Source organism: Streptomyces sp. NPDC044571, assembly GCF_040647115.1.
In the GTDB taxonomy this organism is placed as follows: Bacteria; Actinomycetota; Actinomycetes; order Streptomycetales; family Streptomycetaceae; genus Streptomyces.
In genome coordinates this window covers 1-15,472 of the sequence record NZ_JBEZBN010000097.1, presented here as the reverse complement: position 1 = coordinate 15,472, position 15,472 = coordinate 1, and the positions used below count along the sequence as shown (strand labels likewise).

Here is a 15,472-nt window from a genome sequence, read left to right as displayed (position 1 = left end):
GCCGCCGGCATCTGGCACAACTGGACCACCGGCACCAAGATCAAACGATCCCTGATCGCCTACGACCACTGAGAACATCGGACTCACTCATCTAGGGCTGTGTGATGTTGTGGTCAGTCGGCGGGAGCGAGCTCGAACGGAGTGACCGGGCTAGCTCAGCGGCGGCAGGAGTCCGCATGGCCTCGGCCCATCCGCTCGATGGCGTCCGCACCCGGCTGGCTTGCCGCACCCCGCGTGGTCGCCGGTCACGCCGGTGTCGCACGCCTTCCGGACCGCCTCCGGGGCCTCGCCGCCACCGGAGCTCCCGCTCGACCTGGTTGATGCAGGCCCTGACGTCCGCGTGGGCGGCGGGTGCCGTGAGGGCGGCGGTGCCGCCGAGTACGAGGGTCAGGCCGGTGAGGATTCCTGGGATACGGGCCGATGTGCGCAGGGGACAGCACCTGCTCTCCGGGATCTTCGCGCGGCCAGGAGCCTGAACGTGCCGGATCCGCGGGTGGGTCGCGGGGGCAACGGCGCCGAGCGCACGCGGCCGGTGTACGCCCGCTGGGCCCGTGCCCCCGCACCGGACCGGCTCGGCGGGGCTCCCCTCTTCCCTCGACGCCGGATCAGCCCCCTGCCGCACGCACCCGCGGGGGCGCGGCCCTATCCCGCGTCGAGGAGGAGCCGTTCCTCGCCCGCGTAGATGTTCATGTCCGGCCCGCGCAGGAAGCCCACCAGGGTGAGCCCCGATTCCAGGGCCAGGTCCACCGCCAGGGAGGACGGGGCGGAGACGGCGGCCAGGACCGGGATGCCCGCCATGACGGCCTTCTGCGCGAGCTCGAAGGAGGCCCGGCCCGACACCAGCAGCACCGAGGCCGTCAGCGGAAGGCGGCCGGCCTGCAGGGCCCTGCCGATGATCTTGTCGACGGCGTTGTGTCGGCCCACGTCCTCCCGTACGTCGAGCAGCTCGCCCTGCGCGGAGAACAGTCCGGCCGCATGCAGGCCACCGGTCCGGTCGAAGACCTTCTGCGCCGCGCGCAGCCGGTCGGGCAGCTGCGCGAGGAGGCCCACCGGGATCCGCACCCCGTCGGCGGCGGCCCCCGGGAAGCGGGTGGCGGTGCGCACCGCGTCCAGGCTGGCCTTGCCGCACAGGCCGCAGGAGGAGGTGGTGTAGACGTTGCGCTCCAACGTGAAGTCGGGCAGTGCGACGCCGGGGGCGAGCTGCACGTTCACCACGTTGTACGTGTTCGAGCCGTCCTCGGTGGCACCCTCGCAGTAGGTCACGGCCCGTACGTCCGCCGGGGAGCCGAGCACGCCCTCGCTGACCAGGAAGCCGACGGCCAGGGCGAAGTCGTCGCCCGGGGTGCGCATGGTGATGGCGAGCGGCTTGCCGTTCAGCCGTATCTCCAGAGGCTCCTCGGCGACCAGGGTGTCGGGGCGGACTCCGCTCACCCCGCCTCGCACCCGCACGACGCGACGGCGCTCGGTGACCCGTCCCATGCTGATCAGCCCGCCGTTCGTTCTGTGCACGTGGTGCACCTCTGCGTGCACCCTGACGGGCCCATTCTCGCGGATCCGTCGTCCGCGGGGCTCCCGGCAGGAAGATCCTCCGGAATCTCCAAATTAGTGGGCGGTAATCCTGTTGGTTCACGTGCACCTCTACCCACCGGTAGCAGGTCAAGCTGGGGCATCTGACTGCCGTACAAAGGGGGACCCCGCCCATGACCGGTTCACGCGTGGTGGCGCTAGGGCACTACCAGCCCGCCAAGGTGCTCACCAACGAGGACCTTGCGGCCATGGTCGACACCAGCGACGAGTGGATCCGCTCCCGGGTCGGCATCAGGACCCGGCACGTGGCGGGCCCGGACGAGCCGGTCGACGAGCTGGCGTTCCACGCCGCGGGCAAGGCCCTGGCCGGCGCCGGGCTGACTCCCGACGAGATCGACCTCGTGCTCGTCGCCACCTCCACCGCGATCGACCGGTCCCCCAACATGGCCGCCCGGGTGGCCGCCAAGCTGGGCATGGGCAGCAGTCCCGCCGTCATGGACCTCAACGTGGTCTGCTCGGGGTTCACGCACGCCCTGGCCACCGCCGACCACGCCATCCGGGCGGGCTCCGCCACCCGCGCCCTGGTGATCGGCGCGGACAAGATGACGGAGATCACCGACTGGAGCGACCGCACCACCTGCGTCCTGACCGGGGACGGGGCGGGCGCGGCCGTCGTCGAGGCGTGCGACGAGCCCGGGATCGGCCCGGTCCTGTGGGGCTCGGTGCCCGAGATGGGCCACGCGGTACGGATCGAGGGCTCGCCGCCGGTCTTCGCCCAGGAGGGCCAGTCCGTCTACCGCTGGACGACCAGCCAGCTGCCGCCGCTCGCCCGCAAGGTGTGCGAGAAGGCCGGTGTGGCTCCCGAGGAGCTGGCCGCGGTCGTCCTCCACCAGGCGAACCTGCGGATCATCGAGCCGCTGGCCCAGAAGATCGGCGCGGTCAACGCGGTGGTCGCCCGCGACGTGGTCGACTCCGGCAACACCTCGGCCGCCAGCATCCCGATGGCCCTGTCGAAGCTGGTCGAGCGCGGCGGGATCCCCTCGGGTGCCCCGGTCCTCCTCTTCGGCTTCGGCGGCAACCTCTCGTACGCCGGCCAGGTCATCCGCTGCCCGTAGGGCCTGCCGGGGCCGGGCAGGAGCGGGCTTCCGCCGCCAGGGCGGCCATGAGGACGACGACGAGTGCGAGCAGCTGCCACATCCCGGCAGCCGCCGTGCCGACCGGGACGGTGGCCAGGACGAGCACCATGGCCGCGGCCCGGAAGCGGGCCGGCCCGATCCCGAGTACGGCCCGGAAGGCCAGGTCCCCGGCGAGGTAGACCGCCACCCCGCCGGCCAGGACGACCGCCGGGCCGGGGTCGAGCTGCTCGCCCAGGTGTCCGATGGTCTTCTTGACCCCCGCGGCGAAGGCCGCGATGCCCAGCAGCATGGGCAGGAAGGCGTAGTAGTAGGCGAGCATCGCCAGCTTGAAACGCCGCTCGGGCGCGGTCTCGGCGAAGACCTCCTCGGCCCGGCCCTCGTCGCGTACGAAGTACATCCACCACAGGGCCGACGCGATGGCCAGTGCGAGGAAGGCGCCCGCGGCGATGCCCGGGGACAGCGTGAGCGAGCCCACGCCGATGCCGATCGCGATCACGGACTCGCCGAACACGATGATCAGCAGCAGGCCATGGCGCTCCACCAGGTGCCCGGAGCTCATGCCGCCGAGCTGGTCGCTGACGGTGGTCGTCGCCCTTTCGGCGTTCGCCGCCTGCTCCTGTCCGCTCGCGGCGGCCCGCTGCACCACCTGTGGCACCACGAACTGGATCAGCAGGGCCAGCAGCCACAGCCCCCAGGCGGGCGGCCCGTCGAAGTACGCGGCAGCCGTCACCACGAGCGCGCACAGCACGTTGGGCAGCGCGAACCACAGCACGCCCAGCCCGTGTGCCTGGGTGAAGAGCGCACTGTGCACGAGGACGACGCAGAGGTACCCGAGCCCGAAGGCGACCCCGCCGGCCCCGAACGCGGTCGGCACCGCGAGCGCGCACACGAGGAAGGCCCCCATGGCCAGGATGAGCAGCACCCTGCGCGCCGTACGGTCGGGCGGCACCTGGTTGGTCAGGTGCGCGTAGCCCCCGTACATCCAGAACAGCACGGTGAAGATCACGACGACCTGCCCCGCGCCTCGGAGGCTGATGTCATCGGCGAGCAGCACCGTCAGCTGCGTGATGGTGAAGACGAAGACGAGATCGAAGAACAGCTCCAACGTACTGACGCGGTGCTCGGCTTCCATGCGTGACTCCCCCTGACTCCCGGACGTGCGGCGCTCATATGACCGCCTCCCCGGCCCCGGTGTCCAACGGAACACGGCGTCCCGTGGTGCTCTGCGGGGCATGCGTGCAGGTCAGCGAGCGGCCTCGGGCCGAATACCTGGTCGGAAGCACCCCGATCCCCTGCTATTGTTGTCCTTGTCGCCGCGGGAAACCGGGGCCGACCACCTGGTCCGGGTGGCGGAATGGCAGACGCGCTAGCTTGAGGTGCTAGTGCCCTTTATCGGGCGTGGGGGTTCAAGTCCCCCCTCGGACACACAGAGCAGGAACCCCACTTCGGTGGGGTTTTTTGCGTTTCCCGTGCCGTGACGTGCCACTCCGTGTTCCCTGGGGAGGTCTTGTAGAGGTCTTCCCACGGTGATCAACCGCGGGAAGGCGTGGGGTAGCGTCGCCGCGCTGCGGGGAGAGGAGCGGGGCATGCGCGAGATCAGCGTCCCACCGGTCGTCACGGACCCACCCGTCGGCGGCCTCGCCGACGTCGTCTTCCGGTACGCCCAGGAGGAGCCCGGTCGGATCGTCTTCGGGCGGAAGGCCGGCGGGCTGTGGCAGGACGTGACCTCGGCGGAGTTCGCCGGGCAGGTGCTCGGGCTGGCGCGGGGGCTGCTGGCGCAGGGCGTGCGGTTCGGGGACCGGGTCGCCGTCATGTCCCGGACCCGGTACGAGTGGACTCTGTTCGATTTCGCGCTGTGGGCGGTCGGCGCCCAGCCCGTGCCCGTCTACCCGACCTCCTCCGCCGAGCAGGTGCACTGGATCCTCCAGGACTCCGACTGCGTCGCCTGCGTCGTGGAGGACGAGGACCAGGCCATGACCGTGGGGTCGGTGATCGAGGGGCTGCCCGGTCTGCGCAGGCTGTGGCAGCTCGACGCCGGGGCCGTCGAGTCGCTGGTCGCGGACGGGCGGGGGGTCGACGACGACGTGGTGCACCGCCACCGCCGCGCGGTCACGCCCGATGCCGTCGCCACGGTCATCTACACCTCGGGGACCACCGGGCGACCCAAGGGCTGTGTGCTGACCCACGGCAATTTCATGTACGAGGCAGACACGATGGTGGCCCGCTGGGAGTCCGTCTTCCAGGCCGGCCCGGGGGAAACGCCCTCGACCTTGCTGTTCCTGCCGCTCGCGCACGTGTTCGGGCGGATGGTGGAGGTGGCGGCGGTCCGGGCCCGTGTGAAGCTCGGGCACCAGCCGGTGCTGGCGGCGGCCGAGCTGCTGCCGGACCTCGCCGCGTTCCGGCCGACGTTCGTGCTGGGGGTTCCGTACGTCTTCGAGAAGGTCTTCGCGGCGGCCCGGCGCAAGGCGGAGTCGGAGGGGCGCACGAGCGCCTTCGACCGGGCGGTGGAGACGGCCGTACGGTACGCCGAGGCGCGCGAGCAGAAGGCCTTCGGCAGCGGGCCGGGACCCTCGGCGGCGCTGCGGATGGAGCACCAGCTCTTCGAGAGGCTGGTGTACGGGAAGGTCCGCGAGGCGATGGGCGGGCGGGTACGGCACGCCATGTCGGGCGGTTCGGCGATGTCGCGCCGGCTCGGGCTGTTCTTCGACGGTGCCGGGATCACCATCTTCGAGGGGTACGGCCTGACCGAGTCCAGCGCCGCGGCCACCGCGAACCCGCCGGGCGCCACCAAGTACGGCACGGTGGGCCTGCCGATCCCGGGCAGTACGGTGCACATCGCCGAGGACGGGGAGGTCTGGCTGCACGGAGGCCACGTCTTCTCCGGATACCTGGGCGATCCGCGCGCCACGCAGGAGGTGCTGCGGGACGGCTGGCTGGCGACCGGGGACCTGGGGAGGCTGGACGAGGACGGGTACCTCGTCATCACCGGGCGCAAGAAGGAGATCCTGGTGACCTCCAACGGCAAGAGCGTGTCACCGACGGCCCTGGAGGAGCGGGTGCGTTCGCATCCGCTGGTCTCGCAGTGCGTGCTGGTGGGCAACGACCGGCCGTACGTGGCCGCGCTGCTCACGCTCGACATGGAGGGCGTCGCGCACTGGCTGTCGCTGCGGGGCCGCCCGCAGCTGCCGGCCGCGCAGCTGGTCCACGACCCGGACCTGAAGGCGGAGGTGCGCCGTGCGGTGGTGGCCGCCAACACGCTGGTCTCGCAGGCGGAGGCGATCCGCACCTTCCGGGTGCTGGGCGAGCAGTTCACGGAGGAGCGCGGCCTGCTGACGCCCTCGCTGAAGCTGAAGCGGCGGGCGATCGAGAAGGCGTACGCGATGGAGGTGGCGGCTCTCTACCAGTCGTGAGCCCACACTTCTGACGATGCGTCACTTCACTGCCCCGGCTGCACTGACGCACCATCGGCTGCCGCACAGAATGCGGGGATTCCGACCGGAGGGGATCCCCATGTTGCGACCGATCCGCGTCCTGGCCGCCGCCGCGGCGGCGCTCGCGCTCGTCTCCGCCTGCGACTCCGCCTCCACCGGTTCCTCCCCCGGCTCGCCGGGGGCCGCCGGGAGCTCCCGCGGGGTGAGAAGGACACCGACCTCGGGGCCCGCGCCCGGTACCTGACCGGGCGCTGGGGGTGGCGCTGCTCGTCCTCGTCGCCGCGGTCGCCGCCGCCCTGAGCGCGCTGCGGAACTCCTCCTCGGGGCGGGCGATGCTGGCCGTGCGGTCGGCGCCCGCGGCGGCGATGGCCTCGGGGGTGTCCGCGCAGCTGCCGGCGCTCGCTCCGCTGCTCCAGCGGCCGCCCGCGGTACTGGTCGCCGACGAGCCCTCGCTCGGCCTCGCGCCGCGCGTCGTGGAGGAGGTCTACACGCTGCTCACCGAGCTGCGCGACGCCGGGACGGCGCTGCTGCTGGTGGAGGAGGAGGCCGCCGGGATCCTCGGGGTCGCGGACACGGTGGCCTACCTCTCCCAGGGCCGGGCCTCCTGGTGCGGGCCGCGCGCCGAGGTGGAGGCCGACCGGCTCACCGAGGCATACCTGGGGATGGGCCGGTGAGCGGCGGGGGCGTCCTGGAGGCCTCGGGGATCAGCGTCCGCTTCGGCGGGGTCAGGGCCCTGACGGGGGTGGCCGAACGGCGCGGGGAAGACGACGCTGTTCGACGTGTTGTCCGGGATCCGGCGCCCCGATCGCGGGCGGCTGCTGCTGGACGGGGTGGACATCACCCGCCGCTCCCCCGTGTGGCGGGCCCGGCACGGGATGCGCCGGACCTTCCAGCGCCGGCAGCTGTTCGGGCAGCTCAGCGTCGCCGCCTGGACACCCTGGGCCGTGGCCCCGCGGCCCGGCGGATCGGACCGGATCCCGCCCTCTTCGACGTCTGACCGGCGGGGTCCGCCCGAAGTCCGCTACGGGCCCGGGGCCGTCAGCCGCGTACGCAACCGCGGATCCGGTACGCGGGCTCCGCCCTCGGGGCCGAAGCGCAGCGGCAGCCGGGCCCCGGAGGCGAGGACCGCCTGTGCGGCGGCGTCAGCTCGCGCCGTGGGCGGGGGCGAGGGCCTCCACGCGCTCGGCGAGCGCGAAGTCGGCCTCCGTCACCGTGTCCCCGGCGCTGTGCGTGTTCACCGACAGCCGGACCGTGTTGTAGCCGAGGGTCAGGTCCGAGTGGTGGTTCAACTCCTCCTGGACGGAGGAGATGTGGGCGACGAAAGCGCTGGCCGCGAAGTGCGTGCCCAGCCGGTAGGTGCGGACGATCCGGTCGTCTTCGAGTGACCAGCCGGGCAGTTCCCGCAACCGGTCCTCGATCTCCTTCTGCGAAAGCGGTTCACTCGGCATGCGCCGGCTCCTTTTCCCCGTGACGTGGTGTCAAGGTTCCCACAGCGCGCGCCGGAGGGAAGCTTTCGCGCCATAGTGCGTGCGGGTAGTTCCGCGCCTTCCGGGACCAGGGCGCCGCCCCTATGCTCCTGCGCCGGACGTGACTGTTACCGCCGGTAATGGACCTCAAGGGGGGCCTCTTCATGACGCGCACAGGCAGTTCCAGGCGCACCTTCCTCGCGGGGGCCGCGGCCACCGCCGGGGCTTTGGGGGCCTCCAACGCGCTGCCCTCCCCCGCCCACGCCGAGGACCGGCCCGGGGCCCCGGCAGCCCCGGCCGCCCCGCCGAACGGGCGCCGGGTCGCCGTCCTGGGCGGCGGGGTCGCCGGGCTGACCGCGGCCCACGAGCTCGCCGAACGCGGCTTCGCCGTCACCGTGTACGAGCGCCGCGCCCTGGGCGGCAAGGCCCGCAGCATTGACGTCCCCGGCAGCGCCCGCGGCGGACGGCGCCCGCTGCCCGCCGAGCACGGCTTCCGCTTCATCCCGGGGATCTACCACAACCTGCCCGACACCATGCGGCGCATCCCCTTCCCCGGCAATGCCCACGGCGTCTGGGACAACCTGGTCGCGCCGCCCGAGATGATGTTCGCCCGGGCCGCGGGCCGCGAGGACCTGCGCGCCCCGATCCCCTGGCCCGGCCAGTCGACGGCCGTCCTCACGCCGGACGAGATCCGCCGCGCCCTCACCGGCATCCTCCAGTCCCTGGTGCGGCTGCCCCTGCACGAGACCGCGTACTTCGTCGACCGCGTGCTGGTCTTCCTCACCAGCTGCGACGAGCGCCGCAACGAGGTGTGGGAGCACACCCCCTGGTGGGACTTCGTACGCGCCGCCCGGATGTCCAACGAGTACCAGCGCATCCTCGCGGTCGGCATCACCCGCAACATCGTCGCGACCAAGGCGGAGGAGGCCTCCACCCGTACGGTCGGCGCCCTCGGCGAAGCCTTCGTCTTCAACGCGCTGGGCCGCGGCGCCGACGGGCCGCCGGACCGGATCCTCAACCTGCCCACCAACGAGGCGTGGATCGACCCCTGGGAGGCCCATCTGCGCACGCTCGGCGTGGAGTTCAGAATCGGCTGGACCGTACAGGAGGTCCAGTACGGGGCCGGCCGCGTGAGCGGGGTCGCGGTCCTGGACCCGGCGGGTGCCCGGCAGACCGTGACCGCCGACCACTACGTGTCCGCGCTGCCCGTCGAGCACGCCCGCCGCACCTGGAGCGCCGCGCTGCGGGCCGCCGACCCGATGCTGGGGCGCTGCGACCGGCTGGAGACCGACTGGATGACGGGCATCCAGTTCTATCTCACCGAGCGCGCCCCGCTCGTCCACGGTCATCTCAACTGCATCGACTCGCCCTGGTCGTTGACGGCGATCCAGCAGGCGGAGCACTGGCCCGCCCGGGACTTCCCCGCCGACTACGGCGACGGGGTGGCGGTGGACTGCCTGTCCGTGGACATCTCGGACTGGGACAAGCCGGGGATCCTGTACGGGAAGACGGCCAAGCAGTGCACCCGTGAGGAGGTCGCCCGGGAGGTGTGGGCGCAGCTGAAGGCCTCGCTCAACGACACCGGAAAGACGCTCCTGAAGGACAGCGCCCTGCACTCCTGGTTCCTGGACCCGGGCGTGGACGGTCTCGGCACCCCCGACCCGACCAATCAGGACCAGTTGCTGATCCACCCGACGGGCACCTTCCACAACCGGCCGAGCGCGGGCACCCGCATCCCGAACTTCTTCCTCAGCGGGGACTACGTCGCCGTGGACATCGACCTGGCGACGATGGAGGGCGCCAACGCCTCCGCCCGTGCGGCGGTCAACTCCCTGCTGGACCGGGAGGGTTCCACGGCGCCGCGGTGCCTGGTCGCGCCCATGTACCGGGCCCCGGAGCTGGAATCGTTCAGGCGGCACGACCAGTGGCGCTACCGTCTCGGTCTGCGCAATGTCCTCGACGTGGGCTGACCTGGGCCGACACCCTCGACTACCGTCCTGGGCATGACCACCACGACGCCCACGGTAGGCGCCCTGCTCCGCACGTGGCGGGAGCGGCGCGGCATCAGCCAGCTGGAGTTGGCGGGCCGCGCCGGCTCCTCCTCGCGTCACATCAGCTTCATCGAGACCGGCCGGTCCCGGCCCAGCGAGGAGATGGTGCTGCGGCTCGCGGACCGGCTGGACGTACCCGTCCGGGAACGCAACGCGCTGCTGCTGGCCGCGGGTCACGCCCCGCACTACGCGCAGACCCCGCTGGACGACCCGGCGATGGGGACGCTGCGCGAGGGGCTGGAGCGCCTGCTGACGGGCTACGAGCCCTACCCGGCGCTGGTCGTGGACGCCACCTACCACGTCGTCGCCGCCAACCGGGGCATCGCCATGCTGCTGGACGGCCTGCCGGAGCACCTGCTGGCTCCGCCGCTCAACGCCATGCGGATCACCCTGCACCCCGAGGGCCTTGCGCCGAGGATCCGCAATCTGAAGGAGTGGCGCGGGCACCTGCTGGCCCAGATGGAGCGCCAGATCGCCCTGGCCCGCTCCGCTCCGCTGCGGGCGCTGTACGAGGAGGTCGCGGCCTTTCCGGTTCCCGACCTGCCGGGCGACGCCGAGCCGGACGAAGCCGTCCCCTACATCGCGCTCCCGCTGGTCATCGAGCAGGGGGGCCGGCTGCTCTCCTTCGTGTCATCCATCGCCACCTTCAACACGCCGATGGACGTGACCGTCGCCGAGCTGGCCATCGAGACCTTCCTCCCGGCCGATCCGGCGACGGCGAAGTTCCTGCGCTCACTGGGCCCCTGACTCCGCGGCCGTGCGCAGCGCGAGCTGCTGGCACACCCCGAAGAGGGCGACGGTGACCGCCTGCACCGGGATCCACACGAGCCCGGCCGTGGTGGGGGCGCTCCACAGGAGCAGGGAGACCAGGCTGAGGGCCGCCCAGGCGTAGTTGGCCTCTATCACGCACCGCACCGGGAGGACCGGCGGACGGCGGCGCGAGGCCAGCCGGCCGACGCCCGCGCCGAAGAGGAGCAGGAAAAGACCCAGTTCGAACAGGGCGGCCTGGCCGACTCCGAGGAAGCGGCCGAGCGGCGCGGAGAAGACGACGTACGCGAGGCCGTTCCCGGTGGTGACCACGGCGTCCAGGGCGAGGAAGCGGCGCAGCGCGGCCTGCGGCGCGGTGGTGCGGGCGATGCTGCCGAGCAGGGTTGCGGACATGGCGGATCAGCCTCCGTCGAGGTGGATTGCGGTGAGATGAGCCGGGTCCCGGAACCGAGTGCGCGGCTCGGAACCCGCTGCCCCCACTGTGCCGCCGGCCCGCGACCGGGTCGATTACCTGTGAGGTCATGCCGGTCGAGGGCCGGCGGAGCGCCCAACCTTCTTTGACCCGTGTCGCAAGAAACGTTGGGGTTCTCCTGTGCCGCCGCGAGGCGGGAGGCTAGGCTTCACGCAGCCCGCAACGCTCGAACGTCCTCTCGACAGTGGAGACATCACGGTGCCAGCCGCCGCACGAACCGACCTCGCCGCGGCCTGGGGCCGTGTCGCGGCGCTGGCGGAGCGGGGCGGCCGGGATCCGGCCGACGTGCTGGATCCGGTGCGGCTGAGCCACCTCTCCGGCGTGGAACCCGCCCTCATTCCGGGGGTGGTGGCCGGGACGGCGCCCGAGGAGGGCCTGTGCCCGCGGGTGCACCGGCGGTTCCTGCGGTTGCGCGCCACTCGGCGCGACAAACACGGCCGGGAGTGGTCACTGGCCGCCATCGCCGAAGAGTTCGACGCGCCGGGCGCCTCGCTGGGCCCGCTCAACGCGGGCACCGGCCTGCCCCGGCTGGGCCATGCCGCGGGGGTGCAGCGGTTCTTCGGGGTGTACGCCGGTTTCCTGCTCGCGGACAGCAAGAGCGCGGTGGAACGGGCCCTCGCCACCGCCTCGGGCACCTCCGGCTCCGGCTCCGGCTCCGGCAGTGCTGACGACCTGGAGCACCTCTCGTACCTGACGGGCATGTCCCCGCAGGCGATCCGGCTCACCCTCGACGGCAGGCCGCCGCTGCTGCCGCTGAAGGAGCAGGTCCGCCAGCGGTTCGAGCACCTGCGCCGCACCCGTCCGCGCGAGGACGGCCAGGCCCACTCGCTCGCCGCCATCGCCCAGTCCTTCGACGCGTCCGGGCAGTCGCTGACCCGCCTGGTCCGCGGCGAGGGGCTGCCCAACCTCGCCGCCGCCGCCGGCATCCAGCGCTTCTACGGCGTCGAGGGCGGCTTCCTGCTGGCCGACGACGCCGAGGCGGTCGGCTGCGCGCTCACCTGCATCGAACGCGAGCTCGAAGCCGCCGAGCGGGACGCGGAGAACCCGATGCTCGCGGTGTTACGCGCGCACGACGTACGCAGCATCGTCACGCGGGCCGGCCGCCTCTCGCCCGCGGGCTGGAAGTCGCTGGCCGACCATCTGGACGACCTGCTGGCCCGCGAGGGCCAGCTCGGACGTCCGCCCGCCGGCCGGGGGGAGCCGGCGCGCGCCGTGCGCGAGTGGGAACTGGCTGCCGAGGGGGGAGCGCGATGAGGACCACACGGACCATGCGGAAGCTCGGCGAGGATCTGCTGGCGGACGCGCGCCTGGCACGGCCCGCCGAGGCCGGCGAGATCATCGCGGGGCTGTGCGCCGCGTACGGCCGCCGGCGCGGCGGGCAGCGGCCGGTGACGTTCCGGTTCGCCGGGTTCCCGCCCGACACGGCCAGCGGGCTGTGGCTCCAGATGGCGGACCGCGACCTGCTCGTCATCGAGGAGCACACTCGGCCCGAGCACCAGCTCGTCATCGCCTGCCACGAGTTATGGCACGTGGAGGAAGGCGCCTGCGACCGCCACGGACCGGGACCCGCCGTGGCCGCCCGGCTGACCGGCCCCGGCGCAGACCTCGGACGGCTGCTGGGCGCGGACGCCGGCCTGGGCGGCGTGGTCCGGCAGGCGGCCGCCCGCGCCGCCGGTGAGGATCCGGCCGAGATCCAGGCCGAGACCTTCGGACTGTACCTCGGCAAGATCCTCAAGACCTTCCTGCCGGCGCCCTGCGAAGAACAGTTCCCCGAGGCGATCGAACGCATCAAGACCTCCTTCGGCTGGGGACGTTGAGCGCAGACCGGTGACGCCACCCCGGCACCTGGTCCCTGCTTCCCCCGCCCAGCACCTCCTCCGCCGCTGCGCCGAGCACGGCCCTGACAGAGAGCGCCTCACGATGAACCAGTCTTCCCCGCCCCGCCATGCCGTCGTCATCGGCGGCAGTCTGGCCGGTCTGCTCGCGGCGGCCGTCCTCGCGGAACACGCCACGGTCACCGTCATCGACGCGGACACGCTGCCCGAGGGACCGGAGCCGCGGCGCGGGCTGCCCCAGGCCCGGCACGTCCACCTCCTGTGGTCGGGCGGGGCGCGCGCCATCGAGGCGATCCTGCCGGGCATCACCGAGGAATGGACGGCCGCGGGGGCCATGCGCCGCAGTCTGCCCACCGATCTGGTCACGAAGACCGCCCAGGGCTGGCTGCCGCGGCACCGGGAAATGCAGTTCAACATCTCGTGCAGCCGTGACCTCCTCGACTCGGTGGTCCGGGCCCGTGTGGTCGGCCTGCAGGGCGTGAGCACCCTCCAGCAGGCCAGGGTCCGCTCCCTGGAGGGCACGGCCGACCGGGTCACCGGCGTACGGGTCGACACCCCGCAGGAGAAGGGCCGGCTGGTCTCCGCGGACCTGGTGGTCGACGCGAGCGGGCGCGGCTCCCGGGCCCGGATCTGGCTCCAGGAGCTCGGCATGAGCGGCATCCGGCAGGCCGAGGTGGATTCCGGCCTGGTCTACGCGACCCGTGTCTTCGAGGCACCCGCCGGGTCGCACGCGATGGGCTTCCCGATCATCAACGTGCAGTCCGACCCGCGCGTGCCCGTACCCGGGCAGACGGCGACGATCGTGCCGATCGAGAACGGGCAGTGGCAGGCCACGCTGTCCGGCACCCGCGGCGGTCAGCCCACCTCCGACCCCGATGCCTTCGTCCCGTTCGCGAAGGGCGTCCGCGACCCGATCGTCGGTGAACTCCTCGAACACCGCAAGCCCTTGACGGACGTCACCGTCACCCAGGGCACCGCCAACCGGCGGCTCTACTTCGAGAAGGCCGACCTGCCCGACGGCTTCTTCGCGGTCGGCGACTCGGTCGCCACCTTCAACCCGCTGTACGGGCAGGGCATGACGGTCGCAGCTCAAGGCTTGCTGGCCGTACGCGCCCTGCTGCGCGCCAAGGGGCTCGCCCACCCGGCCATCGGCCGCGAGGCACAGCGCGCGCTCGCCCCCCTGGTGTCCACGGCCTGGGACCTCGCCACCTCGCAGGACATCCTCTACCCGGGCGCCACCGGCATGAAGCCGCGGGCCGGCGCCGGACTGCTCACCGCGTACGTCGACCGGCTGATGACCGGGGCCACCACCCGCCCGACCCTGGCCCGCGCCCTGCTCCAGGTGATCACCATGAACAGCTCCCCCACCTACTGGGTCCGCCCGTCCGTGGTGTGGGACGTGCTGCGGGCCTCGGACCGGGGGGCGCTGAAGGCGGCCCCGCTGACCGCCGCCGAGCGTGCCGTCGCGGGACTCGACCGGGACGCCGCCGCGGAGGCGGTCGAGCCCGCCGACCCCGTGGGGCCGGTGGGCCCCGTCGGCCAGGCCCGATGAGCGACAGCCTCATCCTGTACGTGCCGGGGGTGGTGATCGGCGTGGCCCTGTTGATCAAGGCGCCGACGCTGCGCCGCAGTTGGGGGCAGCCCACCGTGCGCGCCGTATGCACGCTGCTGGCGGTCGGCACCCTGGTCATGTTCCTCGCGGCGCCGCCGACGATCGTCGCGGTCAACGAGCTGACCGGCATCGTCAACTTCTCGGCCCCGCTGGTGTACAGCATGCTCACCGCGTTCTCGGGCGCCTGCATCGTGCTGATCCTGCACTGGGGCAGCCGCCCCACCCCCGGCGTGCGCCGGGCCACGCGCCTGACCATCGCCGCGTACGGCGCCGTCGCGGTGCTGATCGTCTCGCTCTTCGCCATGGGGGACGCGCCGGTGGAGCGGGTGCGCGACCTGGACACGTACTACGCCAACACCCCGTGGCTGCGCGAGATGATCGCCTGCTACCTCCTCGCGCACACCGTGGGCAGCACGACGCTCACCCTGCTGTGCTGGACGTGGATGCGCCGGGTGTCCCCCTCGATGCGCCCGCTGCGCACCGGGCTGGCGCTGGTCATGCTCGGCGGGGCGCTGGACGTGGGCTTCCTGGTCGCGAAATGGGCCGCGGTGGGCGCCCGCTGGAGCGGCCGCGACTGGGACGACCTGTCCACCTACGTGGCTCCGCCGCTCGGCGCCGCGGCGGCCCTGCTGCTGGGGAGCGGGTTCATCGTGCCGCTGATCGGCGGGTCGGCGGCCTGGCGCGACTTCAGCCGGTACCGGCGGCTGTACCCGCTGTGGAAGGCGCTGCGCGGGTTCGCGGCATCCAGCGCACAGACCGTGCCGCTCACCTGGTGGTCACCGGTCGGCATCCGGCTGATCCACCGGGAATCTGTGATCGACGACGGGATCCTGGCCCTGGCGAGCTGGTTCGACCCCGCCGTGCGGTGCGCCGCGTACGAGGCCGCGCGGGAGGAAGGCCTCGGCGAGCAGCGGGCCGCGATCGTCGCCGACGCGGCGATGCTGGCGGCGGCGTGCCGGCGCCGGGAGGTCGCGGATCTGGCGGCGGCCCGGGAGGGGGCCGCCGCCACCCAGGGCCCTCCCGATCCGCACCGCCTGGACTCGCGGCCGCTGGCGGCGCTGGCGTGGGAGTTCCGCCGGTCCCCGATCGTGGCGGCCGCCCGACGGGACGTCTGCGGCCGCCCGTAGGCAGGGGCCCGGCACGCCCCGCGCGCCTGAGCGTGGGGGTGCGCCGG

The 15,472-nt window shown here is 72.9% G+C and carries 14 protein-coding genes, 1 tRNA gene and 1 pseudogene; 12 read left to right on the top strand and 4 right to left on the bottom strand.

Annotated elements, in window-relative coordinates:
• Positions 1–642: 642 nt before the first annotated feature.
• Positions 643–1,479: a formate dehydrogenase accessory sulfurtransferase FdhD gene (gene fdhD, locus AB0B01_RS29995; protein ID WP_361725856.1), complete on the bottom strand. Its 837-nt coding sequence runs from the start codon at positions 1,477–1,479 to the stop codon at positions 643–645.
• A gap of 221 nt (positions 1,480–1,700) precedes the next feature.
• Between fdhD and AB0B01_RS29990 the strand changes: the two genes are divergently transcribed.
• On the top strand, positions 1,701–2,642 hold the full coding sequence (locus AB0B01_RS29990; RefSeq protein WP_361725853.1) for a beta-ketoacyl-ACP synthase III: 942 nt from the start codon (positions 1,701–1,703) through the stop codon (positions 2,640–2,642).
• Here the strand turns inward: AB0B01_RS29990 and AB0B01_RS29985 are convergent.
• Positions 2,626–3,795 (bottom strand): low temperature requirement protein A, encoded by a 1,170-nt coding sequence (locus AB0B01_RS29985; RefSeq protein ID WP_361725850.1) that lies wholly within the window; start codon positions 3,793–3,795, stop codon positions 2,626–2,628. The two genes, AB0B01_RS29990 and AB0B01_RS29985, sit on opposite strands and share 17 nt — an antisense overlap.
• Positions 3,796–4,003: 208 nt before the next feature.
• On the opposite strand from AB0B01_RS29985, the gene AB0B01_RS29980 reads away from it, so the two are divergent.
• The 5 genes and pseudogenes from AB0B01_RS29980 to AB0B01_RS29960 form a co-directional block, all read left to right on the top strand.
• Positions 4,004–4,088: transfer RNA gene (locus AB0B01_RS29980), tRNA-Leu, on the top strand.
• Between the two features lie 161 nt (positions 4,089–4,249).
• Positions 4,250–6,073: a long-chain fatty acid--CoA ligase gene (locus AB0B01_RS29975; RefSeq protein ID WP_361725847.1), complete on the top strand. Its 1,824-nt coding sequence runs from the start codon at positions 4,250–4,252 to the stop codon at positions 6,071–6,073.
• Positions 6,074–6,173: 100 nt separating this feature from the next.
• Positions 6,174–6,338, top strand: coding sequence for a hypothetical protein (locus tag AB0B01_RS29970; protein WP_361725844.1), 165 nt, complete (start codon positions 6,174–6,176; stop codon positions 6,336–6,338).
• Positions 6,339–6,351: 13 nt separating this feature from the next.
• On the top strand, positions 6,352–6,768 hold the full coding sequence (locus AB0B01_RS29965) for a hypothetical protein (protein ID WP_361725841.1): 417 nt from the start codon (positions 6,352–6,354) through the stop codon (positions 6,766–6,768).
• A pseudogene (locus AB0B01_RS29960) lies at positions 6,765–7,020 on the top strand (ATP-binding cassette domain-containing protein); the annotation flags it as partial. The gene AB0B01_RS29965 and the pseudogene AB0B01_RS29960, both read left to right, overlap by 4 nt.
• 216 nt (positions 7,021–7,236) lie before the next feature.
• On the opposite strand, the gene AB0B01_RS29955 reads toward AB0B01_RS29960, so the two are convergent.
• Positions 7,237–7,542 (bottom strand): 4a-hydroxytetrahydrobiopterin dehydratase, encoded by a 306-nt coding sequence (locus AB0B01_RS29955; RefSeq protein ID WP_361725838.1) that lies wholly within the window; start codon positions 7,540–7,542, stop codon positions 7,237–7,239.
• A 182-nt stretch (positions 7,543–7,724) separates the two neighbouring features.
• On the opposite strand from AB0B01_RS29955, the gene AB0B01_RS29950 reads away from it, so the two are divergent.
• Complete coding sequence (locus AB0B01_RS29950) at positions 7,725–9,530, top strand: FAD-dependent oxidoreductase (protein ID WP_361725835.1); 1,806 nt, start codon at positions 7,725–7,727, stop codon at positions 9,528–9,530.
• A gap of 33 nt (positions 9,531–9,563) precedes the next feature.
• On the top strand, positions 9,564–10,358 hold the full coding sequence (locus AB0B01_RS29945) for a helix-turn-helix transcriptional regulator (RefSeq protein ID WP_361725832.1): 795 nt from the start codon (positions 9,564–9,566) through the stop codon (positions 10,356–10,358).
• Here the strand turns inward: AB0B01_RS29945 and AB0B01_RS29940 are convergent.
• Complete coding sequence (locus AB0B01_RS29940) at positions 10,344–10,772, bottom strand: hypothetical protein (protein WP_361725829.1); 429 nt, start codon at positions 10,770–10,772, stop codon at positions 10,344–10,346. The genes AB0B01_RS29945 and AB0B01_RS29940 overlap by 15 nt on opposite strands.
• 277 nt (positions 10,773–11,049) lie before the next feature.
• Between AB0B01_RS29940 and AB0B01_RS29935 the strand changes: the two genes are divergently transcribed.
• From AB0B01_RS29935 to AB0B01_RS29920, 4 genes are all read left to right on the top strand, one after another.
• Positions 11,050–12,105, top strand: coding sequence for a hypothetical protein (locus AB0B01_RS29935; protein WP_361725827.1), 1,056 nt, complete (start codon positions 11,050–11,052; stop codon positions 12,103–12,105).
• Positions 12,102–12,668 (top strand): toxin-antitoxin system, toxin component, encoded by a 567-nt coding sequence (locus AB0B01_RS29930; RefSeq protein ID WP_361725824.1) that lies wholly within the window; start codon positions 12,102–12,104, stop codon positions 12,666–12,668. Before AB0B01_RS29935 ends, AB0B01_RS29930 begins: the two co-directional genes overlap by 4 nt.
• 103 nt (positions 12,669–12,771) lie before the next feature.
• A complete protein-coding gene (locus tag AB0B01_RS29925; protein WP_361725821.1) occupies positions 12,772–14,238 on the top strand; it encodes an FAD-dependent monooxygenase in 1,467 nt (488 codons plus the stop codon).
• Positions 14,235–15,425 carry an MAB_1171c family putative transporter gene (locus AB0B01_RS29920; protein WP_361725818.1) on the top strand — a complete coding sequence of 397 codons (1,191 nt, stop codon included), beginning with the start codon at positions 14,235–14,237 and terminating at the stop codon, positions 15,423–15,425. The genes AB0B01_RS29925 and AB0B01_RS29920 overlap by 4 nt, the downstream gene beginning before the upstream one ends.
• Positions 15,426–15,472: the final 47 nt, after the last annotated feature.

Bases quoted from the DNA above. Each gene is read 5' to 3' on its own strand.
- fdhD (WP_361725856.1), bottom strand. From the start codon at position 1,479: ATGGGACGGGTCACCGAGCGCCGTCGCGTCGTGCGGGTGCGAGGCGGG.
- AB0B01_RS29925 (WP_361725821.1), top strand. From the start codon at position 12,772: ATGAACCAGTCTTCCCCGCCCCGCCATGCCGTCGTCATCGGCGGCAGT.
- AB0B01_RS29970 (WP_361725844.1), top strand. From the start codon at position 6,174: ATGTTGCGACCGATCCGCGTCCTGGCCGCCGCCGCGGCGGCGCTCGCG.
- AB0B01_RS29955 (WP_361725838.1), bottom strand. From the start codon at position 7,542: ATGCCGAGTGAACCGCTTTCGCAGAAGGAGATCGAGGACCGGTTGCGG.
- AB0B01_RS29950 (WP_361725835.1), top strand. From the start codon at position 7,725: ATGACGCGCACAGGCAGTTCCAGGCGCACCTTCCTCGCGGGGGCCGCG.
- AB0B01_RS29990 (WP_361725853.1), top strand. From the start codon at position 1,701: ATGACCGGTTCACGCGTGGTGGCGCTAGGGCACTACCAGCCCGCCAAG.
- AB0B01_RS29985 (WP_361725850.1), bottom strand. From the start codon at position 3,795: ATGGAAGCCGAGCACCGCGTCAGTACGTTGGAGCTGTTCTTCGATCTC.
- AB0B01_RS29920 (WP_361725818.1), top strand. From the start codon at position 14,235: ATGAGCGACAGCCTCATCCTGTACGTGCCGGGGGTGGTGATCGGCGTG.
- AB0B01_RS29940 (WP_361725829.1), bottom strand. From the start codon at position 10,772: ATGTCCGCAACCCTGCTCGGCAGCATCGCCCGCACCACCGCGCCGCAG.
- AB0B01_RS29930 (WP_361725824.1), top strand. From the start codon at position 12,102: ATGAGGACCACACGGACCATGCGGAAGCTCGGCGAGGATCTGCTGGCG.
- AB0B01_RS29945 (WP_361725832.1), top strand. From the start codon at position 9,564: ATGACCACCACGACGCCCACGGTAGGCGCCCTGCTCCGCACGTGGCGG.
- AB0B01_RS29975 (WP_361725847.1), top strand. From the start codon at position 4,250: ATGCGCGAGATCAGCGTCCCACCGGTCGTCACGGACCCACCCGTCGGC.